Origin of the sequence: Paraglaciecola arctica BSs20135 (genome assembly GCF_000314995.1) — a bacterium.
Lineage (GTDB): Bacteria > Pseudomonadota > Gammaproteobacteria > Enterobacterales > Alteromonadaceae > Paraglaciecola > Paraglaciecola arctica.
Genome location: NZ_BAEO01000030.1, coordinates 1 through 20,228, shown reverse-complemented (window position 1 = coordinate 20,228; position 20,228 = coordinate 1). Strand labels below are relative to the sequence as shown.

Here is a 20,228-nt window from a genome sequence, read left to right as displayed (position 1 = left end):
ACATTTGAGCCGAATATATAAAGGCAGAGCTACGCACCATTTTCCCGCGCGGCTCCCACCTGATATTTTTCTCACAGAATCCTTTCTGTGCGACTTACTTTTTGTCTACAGCCACAAAAAGTAAGCAAAAAGGGCCGCTCGTCAAACTATGTTCTTCATCCAATCATTTTTGGTATTTAGCAGGTCGTTTTCAGTCGTTCCTACCTAATGACATGCTCGTTAATTATCGGCTACGCCGATTTCATTCTTTGGTGGCTCCGCCACTGCTCTGGTTCCCGCATTTAAAGTTTCAGCACAAAAAGGCTTATTTTAGGGGCAAATGGCATGGATGAAACTGGTTGTTTTAGAAGCACGGCTTCGCCCAGTTGAACAGCTCGACAGGGAAGTCGAAATTGGGTGCCGATTATCATGGACGTATGATTGACTAGGTTTAAGCGTTCACATCGGGTAGGAAAAGACACATTTGTAGCGACCCTAAAATAAGCCTTTTTGTGCGGTTAAAAACTTTGGTAGCGAGCGGCATTTTCTGGTTACTCTTTTTTGCTGTTGAAAAAGAGTAACTGGCTCGAAAGGATCCGAGGCAAAAACCATCAGGGATGATGGCGCGAAGCGTGTTTTAAGTCTCGAAATCAAAAATAATTCGTATAAAAAACGGCGACCTCTAAAACTTAAAGGCCGCCGTCTAATCTAGTCACGTTAATCTACTGAGATTACAAATTATTAATAAAATAATTCGCTCGCATGGTACTTAAGTGCAATGAAGTGCCTTTACCTTCAACAATACCGTGACGTCTATTAGGGTAAGACATCAGGTCAAATTGTTTATTGTGTTTGATTAACTCATTGATTAATCGCTCACTTCCTTGATAGTGCACATTGTCATCACCTGTGCCATGAACTAACAACAATTTCCCTTCTAATTTGGCGGCATGGGTAATAGCTGAAACCTTGGTATAGTTTTCAAAATTGTCTTCTAACAAGCCTGAATAACGCTCCTGATAAATAGAGTCATACAATCTTTTATCAGGTACTGGTGCCTGTGACACACCCACTTTAAACACATCTGGATGCCTAAACAGTAAGTTGAGGGTTAAAGAGCCGCCACCAGAATGCCCCCAAACTCCGACACGATCACAGTCGATATAGCTCCACCGGCCGCACATGGCACTGATAGCATCTGCTTGATCTTGAGTTTCTAAGCTACCGTCGCCAGCGTAAATAGAGCGTCTCCAATCATGACCTCTAGGTGCCGCTGTACCTCGATTATCAATGGAAGAAATAACAAACCCGCGTTGTGCCATCATTATGCCCCACATACCGCGATTACCTTGCCAAGCATCGCGCACAGTTTGCCCAGCTGGTTCACCGTATACATAATGGATTAATGGATACTTTTTGCTTTTATCGAGTTCAGCGGGCCGCAACATATACCCATCTAAACGTAAGCCGTCTTGGGCTTTTACGCTGTAAAATTCAACGTCACCTATGTTTAACTCAGCGAGTTTTGCTGAAAGAGCAGCGTTATCTTCAAGCACATGATGCGCTTTGTGATCAGGCAGTGAAATTAAACTATAAACCGGTGGTGACAAAAACGAAGAATGGGTATGGATAGCCCAGCTGGAATCAGCAGAAATTTTATAAGAATTGCTACCACTAAATTGATTTGGCGTAACTTGCTCCATCTTACCGCTGCCGTCTAAACGAGTGCGTTGCAAGTATCGTTGCGATACATTGTCTGGAGAGGCAATAAAATACAACCACCCATTCTTTTCATCAACTGAAACTAGCTCAGTAACATCGAACTCACCAGGAGTCAGATCTTGATATTTTTTACCATCGCGAGATACAAGATAAATATGTTTCCAGCCATCTCTTTCACTCTGCCAAATAAAGTCATCCGAGTTTTTAAGCCACTTAGGCTCAATCATTAACTCAATAAAGGTATCTTCTTTTTCAGTTAAAAATGCTTCGGCTTTGCCTGTATTGGCATCTGCGTAAAACAAGGTATTGGTATCCTGTTTACGATTAAATTGCTGAATCAATAACTGCTCACTGTTATTCGCCCAGTCCATACGTGGTACGTACATATCTTTGGCAATACCTGGTAGTTCTACCCACTGAGTTTTAGGCGTATCTAGGCTAACAACACCGATACGAGCAGCTGCATTTTCTTCACCTACTTTGGGATAAGGTATCGCGGTCACTTCAGGATAAAGCGTGTCGGTGTTATTGATGATCAAAAAGTCTTTAGCTGCGTGAGTATCCATTTGCCAATAGGCGATACGCTTACTATCTGGACTCCAGCGGAAGCCATCGCGGATCGAAAATTCTTCTTCGTAAGCCCAATCGAATAGCCCATTGATGATAGTGTTTGAAGCATCGGAGGTCAGTGCTTTTACTTCTCGTGACTTTAGATCTTGCACATAGATGTTGTTCTGCCACACATAAGCAAACTTCAAACCATCGGGTGAAAACTTACCAAACATCATTTCTGCTGGTGCCGATAACTCGCCACCTAATTGCCATAAATCATCAGTATTAAGGTCGCGGATCCAATAATCGCCGCGATCTTTTTTACGCCAAACATATTTTGCATTGGTGTAAATCAAGATCTTAGATTTGTCGTCAGACCATTGGTAATCGTCTACAGCTAAGGCTTTATCTGATCCTTGTGGAATCAGTTGTTTTAAAGGTAATAACACAGTGCGTTCTAAGGTAGCAGGATCGTATTTTACAATTTCCTCATACACCTTGATGTCGTCACCGTATTGATCTTTTTCAAGCTCGGCATCTTCATAACCTGGTGCAGTTTCTAAGGCACTATAATTGGCGCCTTCATCTAACCAGCGCACTGCACCTGGTCTTTTGGCGTTGTATTCCCAGTTACCGTATATAGCTTCATTGGTTAATTTTACGCCATTTTTAACTGGCTCAGTGGTGTTCAATTTACTGTCAACTGTACAAGCAGACACAATAAACAAGCACAAGGTAAGTATTGCAACATTGTTGCTCCTTATCATAATTTTCATAATTAATTTCCCAAATTTTATTTGTTTTTATTTTAAATCAATAACTTAATATTAAAGAGATTGACTTTGAGCAGCAGTATACAGATTAACAACACGAAAATAAAAACTATCAAGTGATAGGGCTATGCAGTTTCGAGCTAAAGATAAAAGCTATTCACCACAGAGGAAAAGGAGCGCTGACGCTGCACAGAGAAAAGATATATTTACTTTTTGCCTCTGTGGTTTAAATTCTTTTGCTTTGCGAGCTAGTTGAAGATCGTACCTCTTAGCTGCTTATTTCTGTTCGAAGGTCTCAAACTGATTAGGCAAATAGTCCACCAACCTTCCAGATAATCCAACATAGGTTTTTAAGGTTTGCGGAAAAGACAAAAATATCTTCGGCAATATATTAAGCAATTGATCGTTACCTCTACTTTCAGCTTGTTTAACTGCAAGTGGAATATCCGCGAAAGTAGAGAACATATATAAACAATGGCTTAAGTCTTTTTGAAGTTGCTGCATTTGTGTCATTTCACTCACTTGCATTTTGTTCCAAGCATCTTGCCAAACTGATTCAAGTTGGCTATGTCCAAACAACATCCCTTGGCACCAAACTGCCACTGAGCTTTGCTCTTTGCCTTCCTGATTAAACGTAATTCCCTGTGGTAGCTGTATTTTTTCCTCACTCATATCTTTTAGCTGTATTTGTAAGGTTTTCATCAAAATATCGGTGAGATTATCTGCTTGCTCAGTACTAGTCAGTTGATGACTGGTTTTTATCGCCCAAGGTAGCCATTTTTCAGGCATAGGTATTTCGGGTGCAGCGGCGACAGCAAAAACAATGCCTTGGATAAAAGCATAAGGATGTAACACAGCTAATAATTCTTCTGACTCACATAATGAGCTTAACGAGGCATGAGCTGCTGATTCAAATTTTTGCATAACCTAACACTACCTTTTACCTTGTTATGCCTAAGACACATTATCTTTATTACAAGCCCCTAGATTAACAGTTGAGATAATATATTCAAAAAGTGATTGCACAAAATCACTATTGTTATAATATAACATCACCTTACAGTTTAATATCTGATGTCTTATGCCTTTTAATTTATCTAAAATCACCTTATTAATATTAGCAGTTACTGCCAGTCAACCTGCTTTATCACAAGAGAAACCAATCCAAAAAGATGAAGGTGATATTGAAAAACTTATTATCACTGCTTCTCCCCTTGGTCGCTCAGTTTTGCAGTCGGCCACGCCGGTTTCCATTTTAAGTGGTGACGAATTAGAAATGAATCAAAGCGCGACCTTAGGTGAAACATTAAAATCTGTACCGGGAGTGAACAGTACGTATTTTGGCCCTGTATCTAGTAGCCCGATTATTCGTGGACTGGATGGCCCTAGGGTAAAAGTCATACAAAATGGATTAGATAGTTCTGATGCATCTCGCGTCGGGCCTGATCACGTCACATCCAATGAAACTAGTACAGCGACTCAAATCGAAGTGTTACGTGGACCATCGACATTGTTATACGGAAGTGGAGCAATTGGTGGTGTGGTAAACGTAGTTGATAACCGCTTACCTAAAACACGCCAAGATGAAACATCAGGCCGAGTCAGCGCACTTTACGATTCAGTTTCAAATGAACGTTCCGTATCTACTGATCTTAATGGCGGTTCTGGTGACCTAGCATGGCATCTTGATGCGTTTAAGCGTAAAACTGATGATTATGATGTGCCTGAATTTGCCCTTGAAGATGGTGACATAATAGACACCATTGATAATTCAGATATAGATTCCCAAGGTTTTACTTTTGGAGCAGGTTGGATTGGTGACGATGTGACAGTTGCTTTATCTTATGGCCGATTAGAAACGGATTATGGTATTCCTGGTCATTCTCATGATGATCATGAGCATGAGCATGAAGAGGAGGAAGACCACGACGACGAAGAGCATGTTGAAGAGGAGCACGAAGAAGAGCAAGAAGTGTTTGCTCGTATGAAACAAGATCGTGTTCAATCAATGGTAGATTGGAAGAACCTCTCGGGCTTATTCACCGAAGTACATTGGCATAGTGCTTATACAGATTACCAACATAGTGAAATCGAAGAAGGCATGGTAGGTACTACTTTCGCCAATGACTCTCTTGAATCAAGACTTTGGGCTAAACATAAAGCTGCAAATGGCTGGGAAGGCGTTGTAGGTTTACATTATACCAATTCTGAATTTTCAGCTGTTGGAGAAGAAGCCTTTACGCCATCCACCGATTCAACCAATACTGCTTTATTTGTACTAGAAGAAAAATCAATTGGCGATTTTTTATGGCAGCTTGGCGGTAGAGTTGAGCATGTATCTCACAAACCAGACAACGACTTTTTTATCGATAGCGAAGTTGACGCAGATTTTAAAGACCTAACCTATACAGCAGCCAGTGCATCAGCAGGCTTTGTTTATAAAGTGAACGATAATCAATCACTTGCATTAAACTATGCCTACTCTGAACGGGCACCTTCATCTGCTGAAATATTTTCAAATGGACTTCATATCAGTACATCTACTTATGAAGTTGGCGCTGGGTTTGATTTAGAAATTGATGATAGTGACCCAGATGATATTGAGTTTACTGTGGTGCAATCTAGTCATTCAGTTGATAAAGAAATCTCTAATAATTTAGATATCACTTACAGGATCCAAACTGATAACCTGCAAGCTAACTTCAGTGTATTTTACAACCAAATCGACAACTATTTGTTTCAACAAAACACCGGCTTAGAATACCACGATCATGAAGTAGAGGAAGACGGTCATGATGAGGAAGAAGGCCATGACGAGGAAGAAGGTACACCAGTATATGCGTTTAACCAGCAAGACACCGTACTTTATGGTTTTGAAGCTGATGTTGACTGGCATTTAAATGAGAATTTACGTGTAAGTGGCTTTACAGACTTTACTCGCGCCAAGTTGAGCGATAACGATGATGGTAATGAAAATTTACCTCGGATCCCGCCAATGCGTTTTGGAGCTGAGTTACATTGGGAGCAAGGCAATTGGCATGCAGAGCTAGGAGCGACCTATTATTCCAAGCAAGATAAAATTACTGACTATGAAACTCAAACCGATGGATATACCTTAGTTTCTGCGTCATTTAATTATTATCTTCCATTGGGCGACAATGATTTAACTTTTTACGTGAAAGGTAATAACTTAACCAATGAATTAGCTAAGGTTCATAGTTCTTTTATAAAAGATGTGGCTCCTTTGCCAGCCCGTTCATTTGTTTTAGGTGCTAAGGTTAATTTCTAATTATGACTTTATATGGCTGGTATCTGTTTTAAATTTTGGTAAACCTGTAGCAATGGCCAACATACCAAAAATTAAAATCAACATAGGGTACCAGCAATAAGGTGTCAGTGAAAAAGGTGAGACGCCGGCTAAACTAGCGGCGGCTAACAATTGACCTCCGTACGGAACTAAACCTTGAAACCCACAAGAAAAAATATCCAAGATGCTAGCTGTACGTCTTGGATCAACATCATACTGATGGCTAAAATCCTTGGCAATTGGGCCACTAGTGACAATGGCGATAGTATTATTAGCGGTTGCCACATCCAGAAAACTAACCAAAGCCGCACTGCCAGCCTCAGCCCCTTTGCGACTTTTAACGTGCCTTTTAATAACAGCAACTAACCACTGCAATCCTCCATATGCTTGCATCAAGGCAACAATACCGCCTATCATTAATGCAATTGCCACCATATCTTGCATCCATCCCATGCCTTTTTGAATGCTGTGTAACATAGTGGGGAATGTAAAAATGCCTTTACTGATACCCACTACACATGCCGCGCTAATACCTACACCTAACACGGTAATCACGTTTAACCCAAGTAGCGCACATACAATAATAATTAAATATGGGGTGATTAACCAAAAATCATAATCCTCTGGAGTGACTATCCCAGCGCCATTGATCTCAACAAACATTAATATCACAACAGTTACCAAAGCCGCGGGTAAAACAATCAATAAATTAGCTTTAAACTTATCTCTGAGTTTCACACCCTGAGTTTGAGTGGCTGCAATAGTTGTATCTGAGACAAAAGATAAATTATCACCAAACATTGCCCCACCTACCACTATCCCTACGGCTAATGGCACAGGTACACCTAAACTATTGGCTAAACCAATACCTATTGGGGTAATGGCACTGATAGTTCCCATGGAAGTCCCCATGGCAAAGGCAATAAAACTGGTGATAATAAACAAACCAGGTAACAACCAATCAGTAGGTACATACTGTAATGCCCAATTAACAGTGGCATCACGGGCCCCAATATCTATTGTCACTGCATAAAAAGCCCCAGCCAGCAAAAAAATCATCGCCAACAATATAATGGTCTTGTCCCCTCCCCCCTTACAAAATAATTCGACTTTATCGGTAAAGGACAAGGTTTTATCTTTACGGTTAAGCATTAAGGCATAAGCAGTACTAAGGGTAAATGCCACTAATATAGGCATAGTGTTAAAGTCTTGAGTAATAATTCCAGAACCAACAACAAGTAACACAAACAAGATGATAGGGCTCAGACCAAGCGCATTATTTTCGGGAGAATTGCACATGAAAATATCTCTTTGATGCAGACAAAATTAATTAAAAAAACAAGATGCGGAGTGCATCAACTGATGTGATGCACTCTTCTTCTATTAGATTTAAGCTTTAGGCTTTAAGTAGAGCAATCGCTTGCTCTAGTTGAGAACGAGGGCAACCAAAGTTAATTCGAACGTAGTTTTTGTCACCAAAATCGATACCTGGTGAGGGTCCGACACCTTTATCTTCAAAGTATTTTTGCGGGTTTTCCACACCTAAACCACTACAATCGATCCAAGCTAAAAACGTCGCTTGTGGACGTAACAGTGTTAAGCCATCAATACTGGCGATTTCTTTTTCTAAATAATCTAGATTAGCTCGTAGATATTGTATTAATTCGCCATGCCATTGGTCACATTGTGTAAAAGCAGCCATGGTCGCTTCTAAACCTAATACCGTTACCCAAGGCATAATACCTTTAGCGCTATTATTAAATTCTAGCCTTGTTTTTGGATCTTCAATTATTGCAAAAGACGTACCTAAGCCCGCCACATTAAAGGTTTTACTGGCTGCCATTAAGGTAACTACCTTACCTTTAAACTCAGCAATTTTTCCGGCAGGAATGTGTTTGGCCTCTTCATCTAAAATTAAATCACAATGAATTTCATCAGAACACAAAAGTACATTATTGTTGACGCAGATATCTGTCACTCGCTGCAATTCTTCAGCGCTAAATACAGTGCCCACGGGGTTCATGGGGTTACATACAATAAACAATTTACAGGCAGGATCTGCAGCTTGTTTTTCTAATTCGACAAAATCTATGCTGCAACGGCCGTCAACTGCAACTGTGCCTATATCGACTCGATTTAAGCCATTAATTTTAGGCGCCGCTAACAAAGGAGGGTAATTAGGGGTTTGTACCATCACTTTATCACCTGGTTGGCAATAAGCTTTACATACAATGTTAAACGCTGGCACAACGCCAGGTGTCCAAACAATCCAGTCGGCTGAAATTTCCCAAGCATATTGTCGAGACATCCAATCTACTACGGCTTGATTAGCCTCTACATGATGCGCTGGCACTGTGTATCCCAATAGGCCATGCTCTGTACGTGCATGTAACGCATCCAAAATGGGCTGGGCACATTTAAATTCAGTATCCGCAATCCACATAGGTAATATGTCTGTGCCTTTATACTTTTCCCATTTGTAGGCGTAGGTCGCTTTTCTATCGATAATTTTGTCAAACTGCATGAGGTACCACTTAAATTGGAAGGTTAAAGTAAATTTTTATTATTGATATGTCGATCTAATTTGCATCCCGAATAAGTCGCTCGACTTTAGTTATCAAATCATTAGTGTGAAATGGTTTCACAACAAAATCATTTACGCCTAAACGCATAGCATCAACCACCAACTCTTTAGTTGCATTAGCGGTTAACATCAAAAATGGGCAATGAGGTTTACATTTGCGAAGCGCAGCGAGTATATCTAAGCCACTAACGTCTGGCATTAACCAGTCACACATCACCAAGGAAATATTATCCATACTGTCACTTTGTACATAATCTAACGCTTGTTTGCTGTCAGAAAAAACATAAATTTCACCCGACGTCACTTCTTCAAGAATGATCTGCACCAATTCAAGAATAATGTTGTCATCGTCAATTACCAAAATATTACAGTCGTACATTGATTTCTCCTTGGTGAATTAACTTCAATGTTTAAAACACCTACCTATAATATACCCCAATAAAAAGCCCAGTAAATACTGGGCTTCGATAATATGACAATGATTTTTAGTCTAATTTGTCAGTGGCAATATGATATCGAGGATCCTCATTTAGATTCATCTCCACATAACCTTGCGCTTTGGTCATCAACTCACGACATTCTGGGCTGATATGCCTGATATGCAACTTTTTTCCTTGTACTTTATATTTGTCTGCTAATCCATCAATCGCATCAATTCCTGATGAATCCCAAACCCGTGATTCGTTGAAATCAATCACCACATCTTGAGGATCATTTTTAGGATCGAACAAATCTTTAAAATGTAAAACTGAACCAAAAAACAACGGCCCTTCAAGCTCATACACTTTCCAACCATCATCATCGGTGTGAGTACGTGCATTGATGTGAGTGGCATGTTTCCATGCAAACACTAAAGCAGAAACGATAACACCAACCACAACAGCTATGGCTAAATCAGCAATAACAGTAACTGCCGTGACCAAAAACAACACAAAAGCATCTTCTTTATTGATACCGCGGATAATTCTGAATGAAGCCCATTCAAATGTGCCAATCACCACAATAAACATCACCCCAACCAAAGCAGCTAATGGGATCATTTCGAGCAAAGGTGCAGCAAATAGGATAAAACCAAGTAATACCAAAGCAGCGGTAATACCTGATAAACGACCACGACCACCTGAGTTAATATTGATCATACTTTGCCCAATCATGGCACAACCGCCCATGCCACCAAAGAAGCCATTTACTGTATTGGCTAAGCCTTGGCCTAGGCATTCTCTGTTACCGTGACCACGAGTGTCAGTCATTTCGTCAATCAAAGATAAAGTTAACAAAGATTCAATCAAACCCACTAAAGCCAAGATGATTGAAGTTGGCAAGACAATATAAAGTGTCTCTAAGCTAAAAGGCACCATAGGAATAGAAAAACTTGGCAGTTCTCCAGCCAAAGTAGCGGCTGCTTTTTGGTCGGCAGGTAACATATCACGAACAAAATCGATAACCGTTCTGGCTTCTAAATCTAACCCATGAACCAGCGCAGTCACACCTACAATAGCTACCAATGAGGCAGGAACGGCTGTGGTTAGTTTGGGCAAGAAGAATATGATAGCCATGGTCAAAGCCACTAATCCCAGCATCAAATAAAGGGTTTCGCCTTGCATCCATACGTGATCACCTAAGCCATCTAATACTTTAAACTGACCTAGTTGCGCTAGGAAAATGACTATTGCTAGGCCATTTACAAAGCCCAACATAACGGGATAAGGCACCAGTCTGATAAACTTACCTAACTTAAATACCCCAAACATTAATTGTAGTAAACCCGCTAAAATGACCGCTGCAAATAGGTACTGAACACCGTGCTGCGCGACAAGGGCGACCATTACAACAGCCATAGCGCCTGTGGCACCAGAAATCATGCCTGGTCGGCCACCTACGGCAGACGTAATCAACCCCATCATAAAGGCCGCGTATAAACCAACCATAGGCTCAACCCCTGCAACGAAGGCAAAAGCAACGGCTTCAGGTACAAGGGCTAAAGCAACTGTGATCCCAGACAACACGTCATTTTTAACGTTACTGTCTTTATTGGTGATCAAATCAAACATTTGAATTCCTCATAAATGATCGATGATTAAAAAATAGCCGCGGAGTCTAGCAGAAAGACTAGTCCAATTCTTTTAACAGATTGTTAATTTTGAGTATAAAAGACACAAAAAATCCGCACAAAACGCCCTACTAAGAAGTTTAATTTGAAAAAAGCGATCCCCTAGCTGATATTTATTTCAACTGTGAAACTTATCAAAAATATTGTCTATTTGCGCCTGTCCAATTTTCTTCCAATAGCAATTACTAACAACACACGTTACACTACATAATGTAGCACAACATATTCAAATAGGTGTTTTATGGGTATAGTAAAAATTTCAGATAAACTTCATGAAGATGTAAGGAAAAACAGCACAGTGATGGAGCGGTCGATCAACTCACAGGCTGAGTTCTGGTTAAAAATTGGCAGACTAGCCGAGCAGAATCCGACTATGACTTACGAAGAAATTCTAAAACGCGAAATGCAAAGTCAAAATGTCACCTCAGTGAGACTTGTCAATGAGTAATATATTAATTAAAACGCAAGACGAGATCTCATTAATGCGTGAAGCTGGGAGATTGCTTGCTAGTGTGTTTAGTGTGCTAGACCATTTTGTCAAAGCCGGAGTCACGACCCTAGAAATCAACGATTTTGTCGAAAATTATATAGTAAACGAATTAAAATCGAGACCAGCAAGCAAAGGGCAATATGGTTATCAGTATGTTTTAAACTCATCAATAAACGAAGTCGTTTGTCACGGCGTGCCATCCCCAGGGAAAAAACTGCGGGAACGGGATATTGTTAACTTAGATATAACCCTAGAAAAAGACGGATTCATAGCCGATAGCAGCAAGATGTATATGATTGGTGATGTTCTACCAATCGCTAAAAAGCTTGTTGATGTGACTTACGATGCTATGTGGAAAGGGATCGCATGTGTTAAACCTGGCGCCACAATTGGAGACATAGGTCACGCTATCCAAAGCTATTCTGAAAAGCATGGTTTTAGCGTAGTACGTGATTATTGCGGTCATGGAATTGGACGCGAGATGCACGAAGATCCTCAAATTTTGCACTTTGGGAAACCAAACACAGGAATAACGTTACAAGAAGGAATGGTATTTACAATTGAACCTATGATTAATCAGGGCTCATATAAAACCAAACAAAAGAAAGATGGTTGGACTGTAATAACCAGAGACAGAAAGTTATCAGCTCAATGGGAGCACACTATCCTAGTCACCTCATCAGGCTTTGAAGTGCTTACGTTGCGAAATGAGGAAATGAATACAGCTCACAATTAACGACGAACATTCCATTAGGAAATTTAAAGACATAAAAAGACCAGAAAATCCGGCCTTCATTTTTCTAATTAACATGGATAACTTGTCAATTATCATTATTTTTTACGGATTTACTGGCCAATTTGTCGGATATATACCCATAGATTGAATAAATAACGGCAAAGTAACAGACTGCTGCAGTTAACCCGCACGGGATCCATAACAACCACAAGCCAGAACTGTAGCCCCCCAGCGCCATAACAGTTAATATAACGGCTATTGAAAATTCAATAACAAATGCTTCGAGATCACCTTGATAGACTAAAGTTACTGTTTTTGCAGCGAAATGATTTACTTTAATACCCATGTCTTACTCCCCACCCAAAAGAAACCTAACAAGCCAGATAGAATTAGCTTTTTCATTTTTATCTACCCTCGCCGTTTGTCTTAATGAATTTAATAGTTACAGGACGAATGTTACAAATAACAGCCCATGCTTAAGGATTCGTAACACTTTTAAGACCGCTCTTTTAATGAATTATCCTTTATTTACTCAGTACTATATTCACCCATAACGTTTAAAAAAATTAGGGGATACCCAAGGTTTCAAAAACACTAGCAATAGTTATCAAATAAAACTTAAGGCTAGGGGCTGTTGATCTTTCATATGTCACCGAGATTTTCCTCAAAATGTGCTTAATCAAGGCGAAATCTGTGAAGTTTGGTCATCCAAATAAACAGGTTTCAACGCCGAGTAAGTGCGTTTTGAGGAAAACCCTTCGGGCTGAGCCATTTATTCGCCTATCTTCGTTGTTTACCTCTCGTTTAGAATGACTAAACTTCAAGGCAAACGCCTCGGTATCCAAATAAATGACCTCAGTCTCGAGGACGTATGAAAGATCAACAGCCCCTAATGATTAACCTCTAAAGAGCGAATTAAATAGGTTATTCCGTTTTACTGTTTTGTTCGTTATTTTTTTGAGCGTGTTGAGCTAGTCCAGTGATGCCTCCGATGGCTCCTAGATTCATTGAATCCAATGCTGAGCTAGGAACAATAATCAAAGAACCTTTCTCCTTCAGCCCTTCAAACAGCATATTCATGCCTCGCAACTGTAAGGCAACAGGATTATTCTTGTAGCGCAAACTGGCCTCTTCAAATTTTTCAGCAATTTCAAGTTCAGCGGTGCTTAGGGTAACCCTCGCTTGTCTTTCTCGTTCTGCCTGAGCCTGTTTACTCATGGCATCGGAAAGCGCTGGCGGAATGATGATGTCTTTAATGCCAACAGTTTGCACCGTAATCCCCCAAGGATTGGTATTTTTGTCCAAGTTCTCTTGTAGGTCTTGTGCTATTTTTTCTCTGTTTTGTAACAAGTCAGACAATTCATGGGTGCCTATCGTATCTCTTAGTGACGTTTGCGCAATAAAGGCAATGGCATCCCTGTAGTTTTCGACTTCTAGGGCTGCTTTTTCAACATCCCAAACGGTCCAATAAATCACTGCATCAACATTGACCGGAACCGTATCTTTTGACAAAGTTTGGTCTGCTGAGATGTCTGTAACACGGATACGCTGATCTACAAATTGGTCAACTCTATCGACAAAAGGGATAAGGAAAAATAACCCAGGTCCTTTTAGACCAACATATTTTCCTAATCTTAATACCACTGCTTTTTCCCATTGATCTGAAATTCGAATAGATAAAATCAAAAAGCTGATGATTAATGCGCTGCAGAATATGCTTGTTGCTTGCTCTGCATTGATAAGTGCAAAATAAAACGCAAGTGGTGATGCAATTTTCACTAGCAGCAAAATAATTAGTGCAACATGTTTTTTTGTCATTGTATCCATCATTAAACCCTTCTTAGTTTGAGGTTATGGCTTCATCATTTTTAATTTTTCAATTATTTCTTTATGTGAAAAACCGTAGGCGTTCGTTACAGAAAGAAATTCACTACAGGTGTCAGTCAACTTTTTAGCCCTTTCGTCATGATTCAATTCAACCTTAGTTGAGCTGATAAATGTCCCAGTTCCCTGCTGACTTTCTAAAACACTTTGTATTTCTAGTTCCTTGTATGCCTTGGCAATAGTATTGAGATTAATTTTCAGCTCAACCGCTAACGCCCTAACGGTTGGCAGCTGTTCTCCAGACTTAAGTTGACCAGAGGCAATGCCAAAACGAATTTGATTTATTATCTGGCGATACAAAGGAACGCCATTTTTTGGATCAAGAATGAAATTGATCAACTTTCACCTACTAGTAATTCAAAGTGTGAATGTATTATTGTACTACGACACTAGTACAATATTAATCTATCGGTAGTTTGTCAAGGATTTATCAAGCCAATGGTATTTTCCCCACCACCCCATGCATCTGTGTTGTGTTTAAAACAGTCGGCTTTTCCAATCAAATCTTTGGTAGCGCTGCCACAGGCATCTCGCTTTTAAAGGAGTGAAACTGGATTCTTTAGAAGCACCGCTTCGCCCAGTTGAACAGCTCGACAAGCGAGCACCATGGACGGCGGAAGGTAGAACAATGCAGGAGCAATTGTCGAGAAGTTGAGATTGGGTGCCGATCATCATGGGTTAAGGCGAGGCTTTCTGGAGCACCGCTCCAGTCGACTTAACAATCCAACATGGATGTTGGGTTTGGGTGCGGATAATCAAGGAAGTGTATTAGAGTACCTCGAAGGTTTCACTTTTCTAGGTTGTTCAATGAGGAGTTTACAGACACAAAAAAAGCCGGTAGACCGGCTTTAATTTTGCAAATTGACTAACTTGCTAACTAAGAAAGGATATCAAGTAATTCAACATCAAATACTAGTGTGCTATGAGGAGCAATTGCCCCGCCAGCACCTTGCTCACCGTAAGCTAATTCTGCTGGCACATGTAGTTTCAACTTAGTACCGACTTTCATAAACTGAAGGGCTTCAGTCCAACCTTTAATCACGCCATTTACTGGAAATTCAGCTGGCTGACCACGGTCGTAAGAACTATCAAATACGCTACCATCAAGCAAAGTACCGTGATAGTGAGTACGTACAGTTGACGTTAAAGTAGGTACTTCGCCGTCGCCTTGAGTAATAACTTCGTATTGAAGACCACTATCGGTCACTGTTATTTCTTCACGTTTTGCATTTTCTGCTAAATACGCTTCGCCTTGAGCAATGACATCTGCAAATTCCGCTGATTTAGCCGCTTGCATAATTTCATGTATTTCATTGAAAGCAGCACGCAAAGTATCGTTATCAACTTGAGCGGGTAGATTATTGAATGCATCGGCAAGACCTTCTTGCACTGCTGCAATATCCAAACCTTCAAAAGGATTAGCGCGTAATTGCTCGCCCATTTGTAGACCAATACCGTAACTTGCTTGTGTTTCTATGGTGGAAAATTTATCTGACACTTTGGCTCCTAACTTGCCCCTTCTCTTGTCTTATAAGAAATCTGGGCACTATTGCTGTAAAAGCGCGTCAGTATATAGATAAACGACACAAAAATCACATTTAGGAATGAATAAGGGTTTGTTTGTTTTTCATATATCAGTCAGGACTGAAGTCATTTATTAGCACGGATTTTGAAGTTTAGATACGCTAAACAATTTGTACGCAACTAAAGTAGCTTAATAAATGGCTAAGCCTGAAGGGCTTCGCCAAAAATACTACCCTTTATTAACCCAGCAAGAATAAAACCGCTTACTCAGAGCTCCAAACTTCACTGACTTTGCATTGATTGAGAAGATTTTAAGTAAAATCCCGGCTATATACGAAAGTTACACATACCATCGCCTTATTTACTTAGACAAATAGTTTACATCTAAGTATCTTATAATTAGATTTTTCATCAATTTTTGGAGACGTATATGTCACAAGTGTTAGATTCCCAGTTAACAAGTACGGTGCGTAATTTGGGAGCAGTATTGGGTGACACCATACGTGACCAGTTGGGCGAACAGTGGTTAGAAAGAATTGAAGCGGTCAGAAAAGATGGGCGAAAAGCTCATCAAGGTGATGACCATTCAGCTAAACGTGTTAAACAATTATTTTCTGAATTAAAAAACGATGAATTACTCACTATAGGTCGAGCGTTTTCACAATTTTTAAACTTGGCAAATATTGCCGAGCAAGAATCCAATAGTAGTAACGATCAAGACGACCCCATAGATACCTTATTTAGTCATCTAGATGCCGCTGACATACAAGCCGAAACTTTTGAAAAGGCGCTTGACCATTTAAATATTGAGTTGATTTTAACTGCCCACCCTACTGAGGTTACTCGCAGAACACTTATTCATAAACACAGCGAACTAGCAAAATGTCTAAGCAAAGTGCATGTCTCAGATATTAGTGGATCTGAACGAGACAAAATTGAAACTCGTATTGCTGAACTCATTAGCCAAGCTTGGCACACTGAAGAAATTAGAACTATACGCCCCACTCCAGTAGACGAAGCGCGTTGGGGGTTTTCGGTCATTGAAAACTCATTATGGGAAGCAGTACCTGAATTTATTCGCGAGTTAGATAAACGTTTTGTCGATAAATTTGATTTGCCGATCCCTTTAGATGTGTCACCTGTAAAGTTTGGCTCGTGGATGGGCGGCGATAGAGATGGTAACCCTTTTGTTACCTCAAAAGTTACTGAACAAGTGTTGTTACTAGCACGTAAACGCGCCGCCAAATTGTTTGCGAAAGATATCGATATTCTGCAAACAGAATTATCCATGAGCGATTGCGACAAGAATCTTAGGGAGCAAGTAGGTGATGAGTTAGAGCCTTATCGTGCGATCCTAAGACCTCTTTTAGAAAAACTAGTCAAAACTCAAGAAGGCATAGTCGAAAAACTCAAAGATAAGCCTGTAGATATGAGCAATTGGATTGACAACAAAGAACAGTTGTTAGCTCCCTTGATGACCTGCTATCACTCGTTACAAGCCTGCGGAATGTCTGTAATCGCCCGAGGAAATCTGCAAGACACTATTCGCAGAATTCATTGTTTTGGCGTGCATTTACTTAAGCTAGACGTGCGCCAAGACTCAGAAAGACATGCAGATGTATTTTCTGAACTCACCCGCTATTTAGGTCTAGGTGACTATGGCCAGTGGAGTGAAGAAGATAAACAAGCATTTTTACTCAGAGAATTGGCCTCAAAACGTCCATTATTTCCACCCAAATGGCAACCCAGTGACGATGTACAGGAAGTATTAGATACCTGTAAAGTGATTGCACAAAATGGCAAAGATGGTTTTGGTATTTATATTATTTCTATGGCTAGCCTGCCTTCAGACGTACTCAGCGTAAACTTATTACTTAAAGAATTAGGCGTCACTTGGCCTATGCCAGTGGCTCCGTTGTTTGAAACCTTAGACGATCTAAACGCTGCGGCAAGTGTCACCCAAAAATTATTCTCTATTGACTGGTACCGTGGATATATTCAAGGTCACCAGCATGTGATGATCGGATATTCAGACTCAGCTAAAGATGCCGGTGCTATGGCGGCAGGTTGGGCTCAATATGAATCACAAGAATCCCTGGTTGCCCTAGCAGAAGAACATGACATTGAATTAACCTTGTTCCATGGCCGAGGCGGTACTATTGGTCGTGGAGGGTTACCAGCGCACGCTGCAATACTGTCACAACCACCAGGTTCATTAACAGGCGGGTTTAGAGTCACCGAACAGGGCGAAACCATTCGTTATAAATTTGGCATGCCAATTTTAGCTCAGCGCAGTTTAGCTATGTATGCCAGCGCGATATTAGAAGCGTTAATTTTGCCACCACCTGCTCCCAAACAAGAATGGCGCGACGCTATTATAAAAATGGCCGCTGATGGACGAGACAACTATCGCAAAATCGTCAGACATGACGAAAACTTTGTGCCTTATTTCAGGGTAGCCACACCAGAACAAGAATTAGGTAAATTACCCTTAGGCAGTCGCCCTGCTAAACGTAAACCTACAGGCGGCATTGAAAGCTTACGTGCCATCCCGTGGATATTTGCATGGGCACAAACTCGTATGGTTTTACCTTCTTGGTTAGGCTCGATGAAAGCGGTACAGACGTCACTAGACGCTGGCAAAGAAGACACCATTAAAGATATGTTAGCTAATTGGCCGTTTTTCTATTCACGCCTCTCTATGTTAGATATGGTGTTTAGCAAGGCTGACCCAAAAATCAGCCAAGAGTACGACCAAAATCTGGTACCCGAAGAACTTAGACACTTCGGAGATGCTCTGCGTACTGAATTACAAGAAAGCATCGACTTATTGCTGCAGCTTCTAAACCAAAAGACAGTAATGGAAGGGGATCCTAAAGGTGAAATGTCCATGAATATCCGTGCTAGTTACTTACAACCTCTGCACTATTTACAAATCGAATTGTTAAAAAGGACCAGAGCACTAGGCGACGAACACGACCCAACCCTTGAACGCGCCATGATGGTGACAATTGCGGGAATAGCCGTGGGAATGCGGAATACGGGTTAGAAGTATTTATAATCATTCATTTGCCAAGGACGGCAGTTTTGTGTTTAGGCTACTACAGAATATATCAAACCTGACACATCGACACTCATTCACCAGTTTGCGACGTTTGCCAACTGCCGCTAATCCTCTTTAACTCACCATTATCAGTTAATGTGGTAATAGCCATATTAATCTTATTCAAAGTACCTATATCGGATGACTTTTTACTCAACATAATAAAAATGTTTGTGCTGTATATTTCTAAGGGATGTGGTTCAAACTCACCTTGCATTTGGTATTTCTTTACAAAGGATTGCATAGTGTTTGGGTCAACCAAAAAGCCATCTAATTGACCTTTTATCAATAACGTCACGTTTTCTTCCAAATCAATCACTTCACTAATGTTTGTCTGAAAATCTGTTGTTTTGATCAATTCCTCGTAATCTGTACCGTAGTAATAGCCACTTTCCACACCTATCTTGTATTTACTTCCAACTAAATCTGACAAGCTATGTAACTGGATATTTTTAGCATTGCCCTTTTTTACAAAGAGTTTTACGGTTTCTTTACGATAAGGGTCCGAAAAATAAGCATATTCTTCACGATCCTTAGACCAAGAAGCCCCCATAGCCACATCCATCTTGCCTGTCTTAATAAAATGTAGATGTGTCTTCCAAGGTATCTCTGCGGTAGTAAAACTCAGTTTTGCTTCGGCCATGATGGCATTAAAAGAATCAATATCTAAGCCCACAAGCTGGCGATTTTCATTATGATATTGATAGGGATACCACAATTCCCAACCAACAGATAACTCTCCAGCTTTAACTTGAGACATACACAACATGGAAATGAATAAAAAAAGTGGCTTCATTATGTAACTTGCTTGATTAATTTATCACCAGCTTATCAACTTTTTATGGTTAAACGCTAATTATTATTATAATTCAACCTCTTCAATTATAAGCCTCCTTTTACTATCTCTATAAAACCCATGCCCATATAACAAAGGAAACAATACAAACAACACATATTCAAAAAAACCGAATAAGCCCGGACAAAATAGTTTCTGAGGATCCCATCAGCCGTCCGTACCTTAGATACTGGCTCCCATAAAAAAAGGCCACCTAGGTGACCTTTTTTAATAAGTAAGCTTGTTACTTATAGGATTTTAGCTACTACGCCAATGTTTGTTCGGCCACGTGATTCCGGGCGTCCTGCCCTACACCCCTGCGGGGCCATCGTCAAACAGCGACGATGTTCATCAAGATTTGTTGGAACAAATCACAACAACTTTAGCTGGCCTGCGAAGCAAGTGAACTACATGGATGTAGTGAATAAAATCGTTCCAGACGATTTTGTCACGGAAATATCCGCTCGGAGCCGTACTGTAGGAACTGGCTCCATAAAAAAAGGCCACCTAGGTGACCTTTATTAATAAGCTATATTTTCGCTTATAGGATTTTAGCAACTACGCCAGCACCTACAGTACGGCCACCTTCGCGGATTGCGAAGCGTAAACCTTCGTCCATCGCGATTGGG

Annotated in this window: 16 protein-coding genes; 4 read left to right on the top strand and 12 right to left on the bottom strand. The window is 40.4% G+C overall.

Going from position 1 to position 20,228, the window contains the following annotated elements:
* Positions 1-710: 710 nt before the first annotated feature.
* Both GARC_RS11700 and GARC_RS11695 read right to left on the bottom strand, forming a co-directional pair.
* Positions 711-3,029, bottom strand: coding sequence for a S9 family peptidase (locus GARC_RS11700; RefSeq protein WP_007620184.1), 2,319 nt, complete (start codon positions 3,027-3,029; stop codon positions 711-713).
* A gap of 273 nt (positions 3,030-3,302) precedes the next feature.
* Positions 3,303-3,950 carry a UPF0149 family protein gene (locus GARC_RS11695; protein WP_007620183.1) on the bottom strand — a complete coding sequence of 216 codons (648 nt, stop codon included), beginning with the start codon at positions 3,948-3,950 and terminating at the stop codon, positions 3,303-3,305.
* Positions 3,951-4,107: 157 nt separating this feature from the next.
* Here GARC_RS11695 and GARC_RS11690 point away from each other — a divergent pair, with 157 nt between their 5' ends.
* Positions 4,108-6,315, top strand: a complete 2,208-nt coding sequence (locus GARC_RS11690) for a TonB-dependent receptor domain-containing protein (RefSeq protein ID WP_007620180.1) — start codon at positions 4,108-4,110, stop codon at positions 6,313-6,315.
* On the opposite strand, the gene GARC_RS11685 is transcribed toward GARC_RS11690, so the two are convergent.
* The 4 genes from GARC_RS11685 to GARC_RS11670 form a co-directional block, all read right to left on the bottom strand.
* Positions 6,316-7,632, bottom strand: coding sequence for a Na+/H+ antiporter NhaC family protein (locus GARC_RS11685; protein WP_007620178.1), 1,317 nt, complete (start codon positions 7,630-7,632; stop codon positions 6,316-6,318).
* A 97-nt stretch (positions 7,633-7,729) separates the two neighbouring features.
* Positions 7,730-8,857 (bottom strand): MalY/PatB family protein, encoded by a 1,128-nt coding sequence (locus GARC_RS11680; protein WP_007620173.1) that lies wholly within the window; start codon positions 8,855-8,857, stop codon positions 7,730-7,732.
* A 55-nt stretch (positions 8,858-8,912) separates the two neighbouring features.
* Positions 8,913-9,296, bottom strand: a complete 384-nt coding sequence (locus GARC_RS11675) for a response regulator (protein WP_007620171.1) — start codon at positions 9,294-9,296, stop codon at positions 8,913-8,915.
* 106 nt (positions 9,297-9,402) lie between these two features.
* Positions 9,403-10,968 (bottom strand): SulP family inorganic anion transporter, encoded by a 1,566-nt coding sequence (locus GARC_RS11670; protein WP_007620170.1) that lies wholly within the window; start codon positions 10,966-10,968, stop codon positions 9,403-9,405.
* Between the two features lie 300 nt (positions 10,969-11,268).
* Between GARC_RS11670 and GARC_RS11665 the strand changes: the two genes are divergently transcribed.
* Positions 11,269-11,475, top strand: a complete 207-nt coding sequence (locus GARC_RS11665; protein WP_039989447.1) for a ParD-like family protein — start codon at positions 11,269-11,271, stop codon at positions 11,473-11,475.
* Positions 11,468-12,253 carry a type I methionyl aminopeptidase gene (gene map, locus GARC_RS11660; protein ID WP_007620169.1) on the top strand — a complete coding sequence of 262 codons (786 nt, stop codon included), beginning with the start codon at positions 11,468-11,470 and terminating at the stop codon, positions 12,251-12,253. Before GARC_RS11665 ends, map begins: the two co-directional genes overlap by 8 nt.
* Positions 12,254-12,338: 85 nt before the next feature.
* On the opposite strand, the gene GARC_RS11655 is transcribed toward map, so the two are convergent.
* The 4 genes from GARC_RS11655 to GARC_RS11640 all read right to left on the bottom strand — a co-directional run bounded on the left by GARC_RS11655 (position 12,339) and on the right by GARC_RS11640 (position 15,635).
* Positions 12,339-12,599 carry a hypothetical protein gene (locus tag GARC_RS11655; protein WP_007620167.1) on the bottom strand — a complete coding sequence of 87 codons (261 nt, stop codon included), beginning with the start codon at positions 12,597-12,599 and terminating at the stop codon, positions 12,339-12,341.
* A 578-nt stretch (positions 12,600-13,177) separates the two neighbouring features.
* Positions 13,178-14,071 (bottom strand): slipin family protein, encoded by an 894-nt coding sequence (locus GARC_RS11650; RefSeq protein WP_226989131.1) that lies wholly within the window; start codon positions 14,069-14,071, stop codon positions 13,178-13,180.
* Positions 14,072-14,104: 33 nt separating this feature from the next.
* On the bottom strand, positions 14,105-14,476 hold the full coding sequence (locus tag GARC_RS11645; protein WP_007620163.1) for a GntR family transcriptional regulator: 372 nt from the start codon (positions 14,474-14,476) through the stop codon (positions 14,105-14,107).
* A 538-nt stretch (positions 14,477-15,014) separates the two neighbouring features.
* Positions 15,015-15,635 carry an FKBP-type peptidyl-prolyl cis-trans isomerase gene (locus GARC_RS11640; RefSeq protein WP_007620162.1) on the bottom strand — a complete coding sequence of 207 codons (621 nt, stop codon included), beginning with the start codon at positions 15,633-15,635 and terminating at the stop codon, positions 15,015-15,017.
* A gap of 456 nt (positions 15,636-16,091) precedes the next feature.
* On the opposite strand from GARC_RS11640, the gene ppc reads away from it, so the two are divergent.
* On the top strand, positions 16,092-18,710 hold the full coding sequence (gene ppc, locus GARC_RS11635; RefSeq protein ID WP_007620161.1) for a phosphoenolpyruvate carboxylase: 2,619 nt from the start codon (positions 16,092-16,094) through the stop codon (positions 18,708-18,710).
* An 85-nt stretch (positions 18,711-18,795) separates the two neighbouring features.
* Here the strand turns inward: ppc and GARC_RS26345 are convergent, their stop codons facing one another.
* Positions 18,796-19,560, bottom strand: coding sequence for a substrate-binding periplasmic protein (locus GARC_RS26345; RefSeq protein ID WP_007620159.1), 765 nt, complete (start codon positions 19,558-19,560; stop codon positions 18,796-18,798).
* A 580-nt stretch (positions 19,561-20,140) separates the two neighbouring features.
* A partial coding sequence (locus tag GARC_RS26340) for an EF-Tu C-terminal domain-related protein (protein ID WP_081587568.1) occupies positions 20,141-20,228 on the bottom strand: 88 nt, incomplete at its 5' end.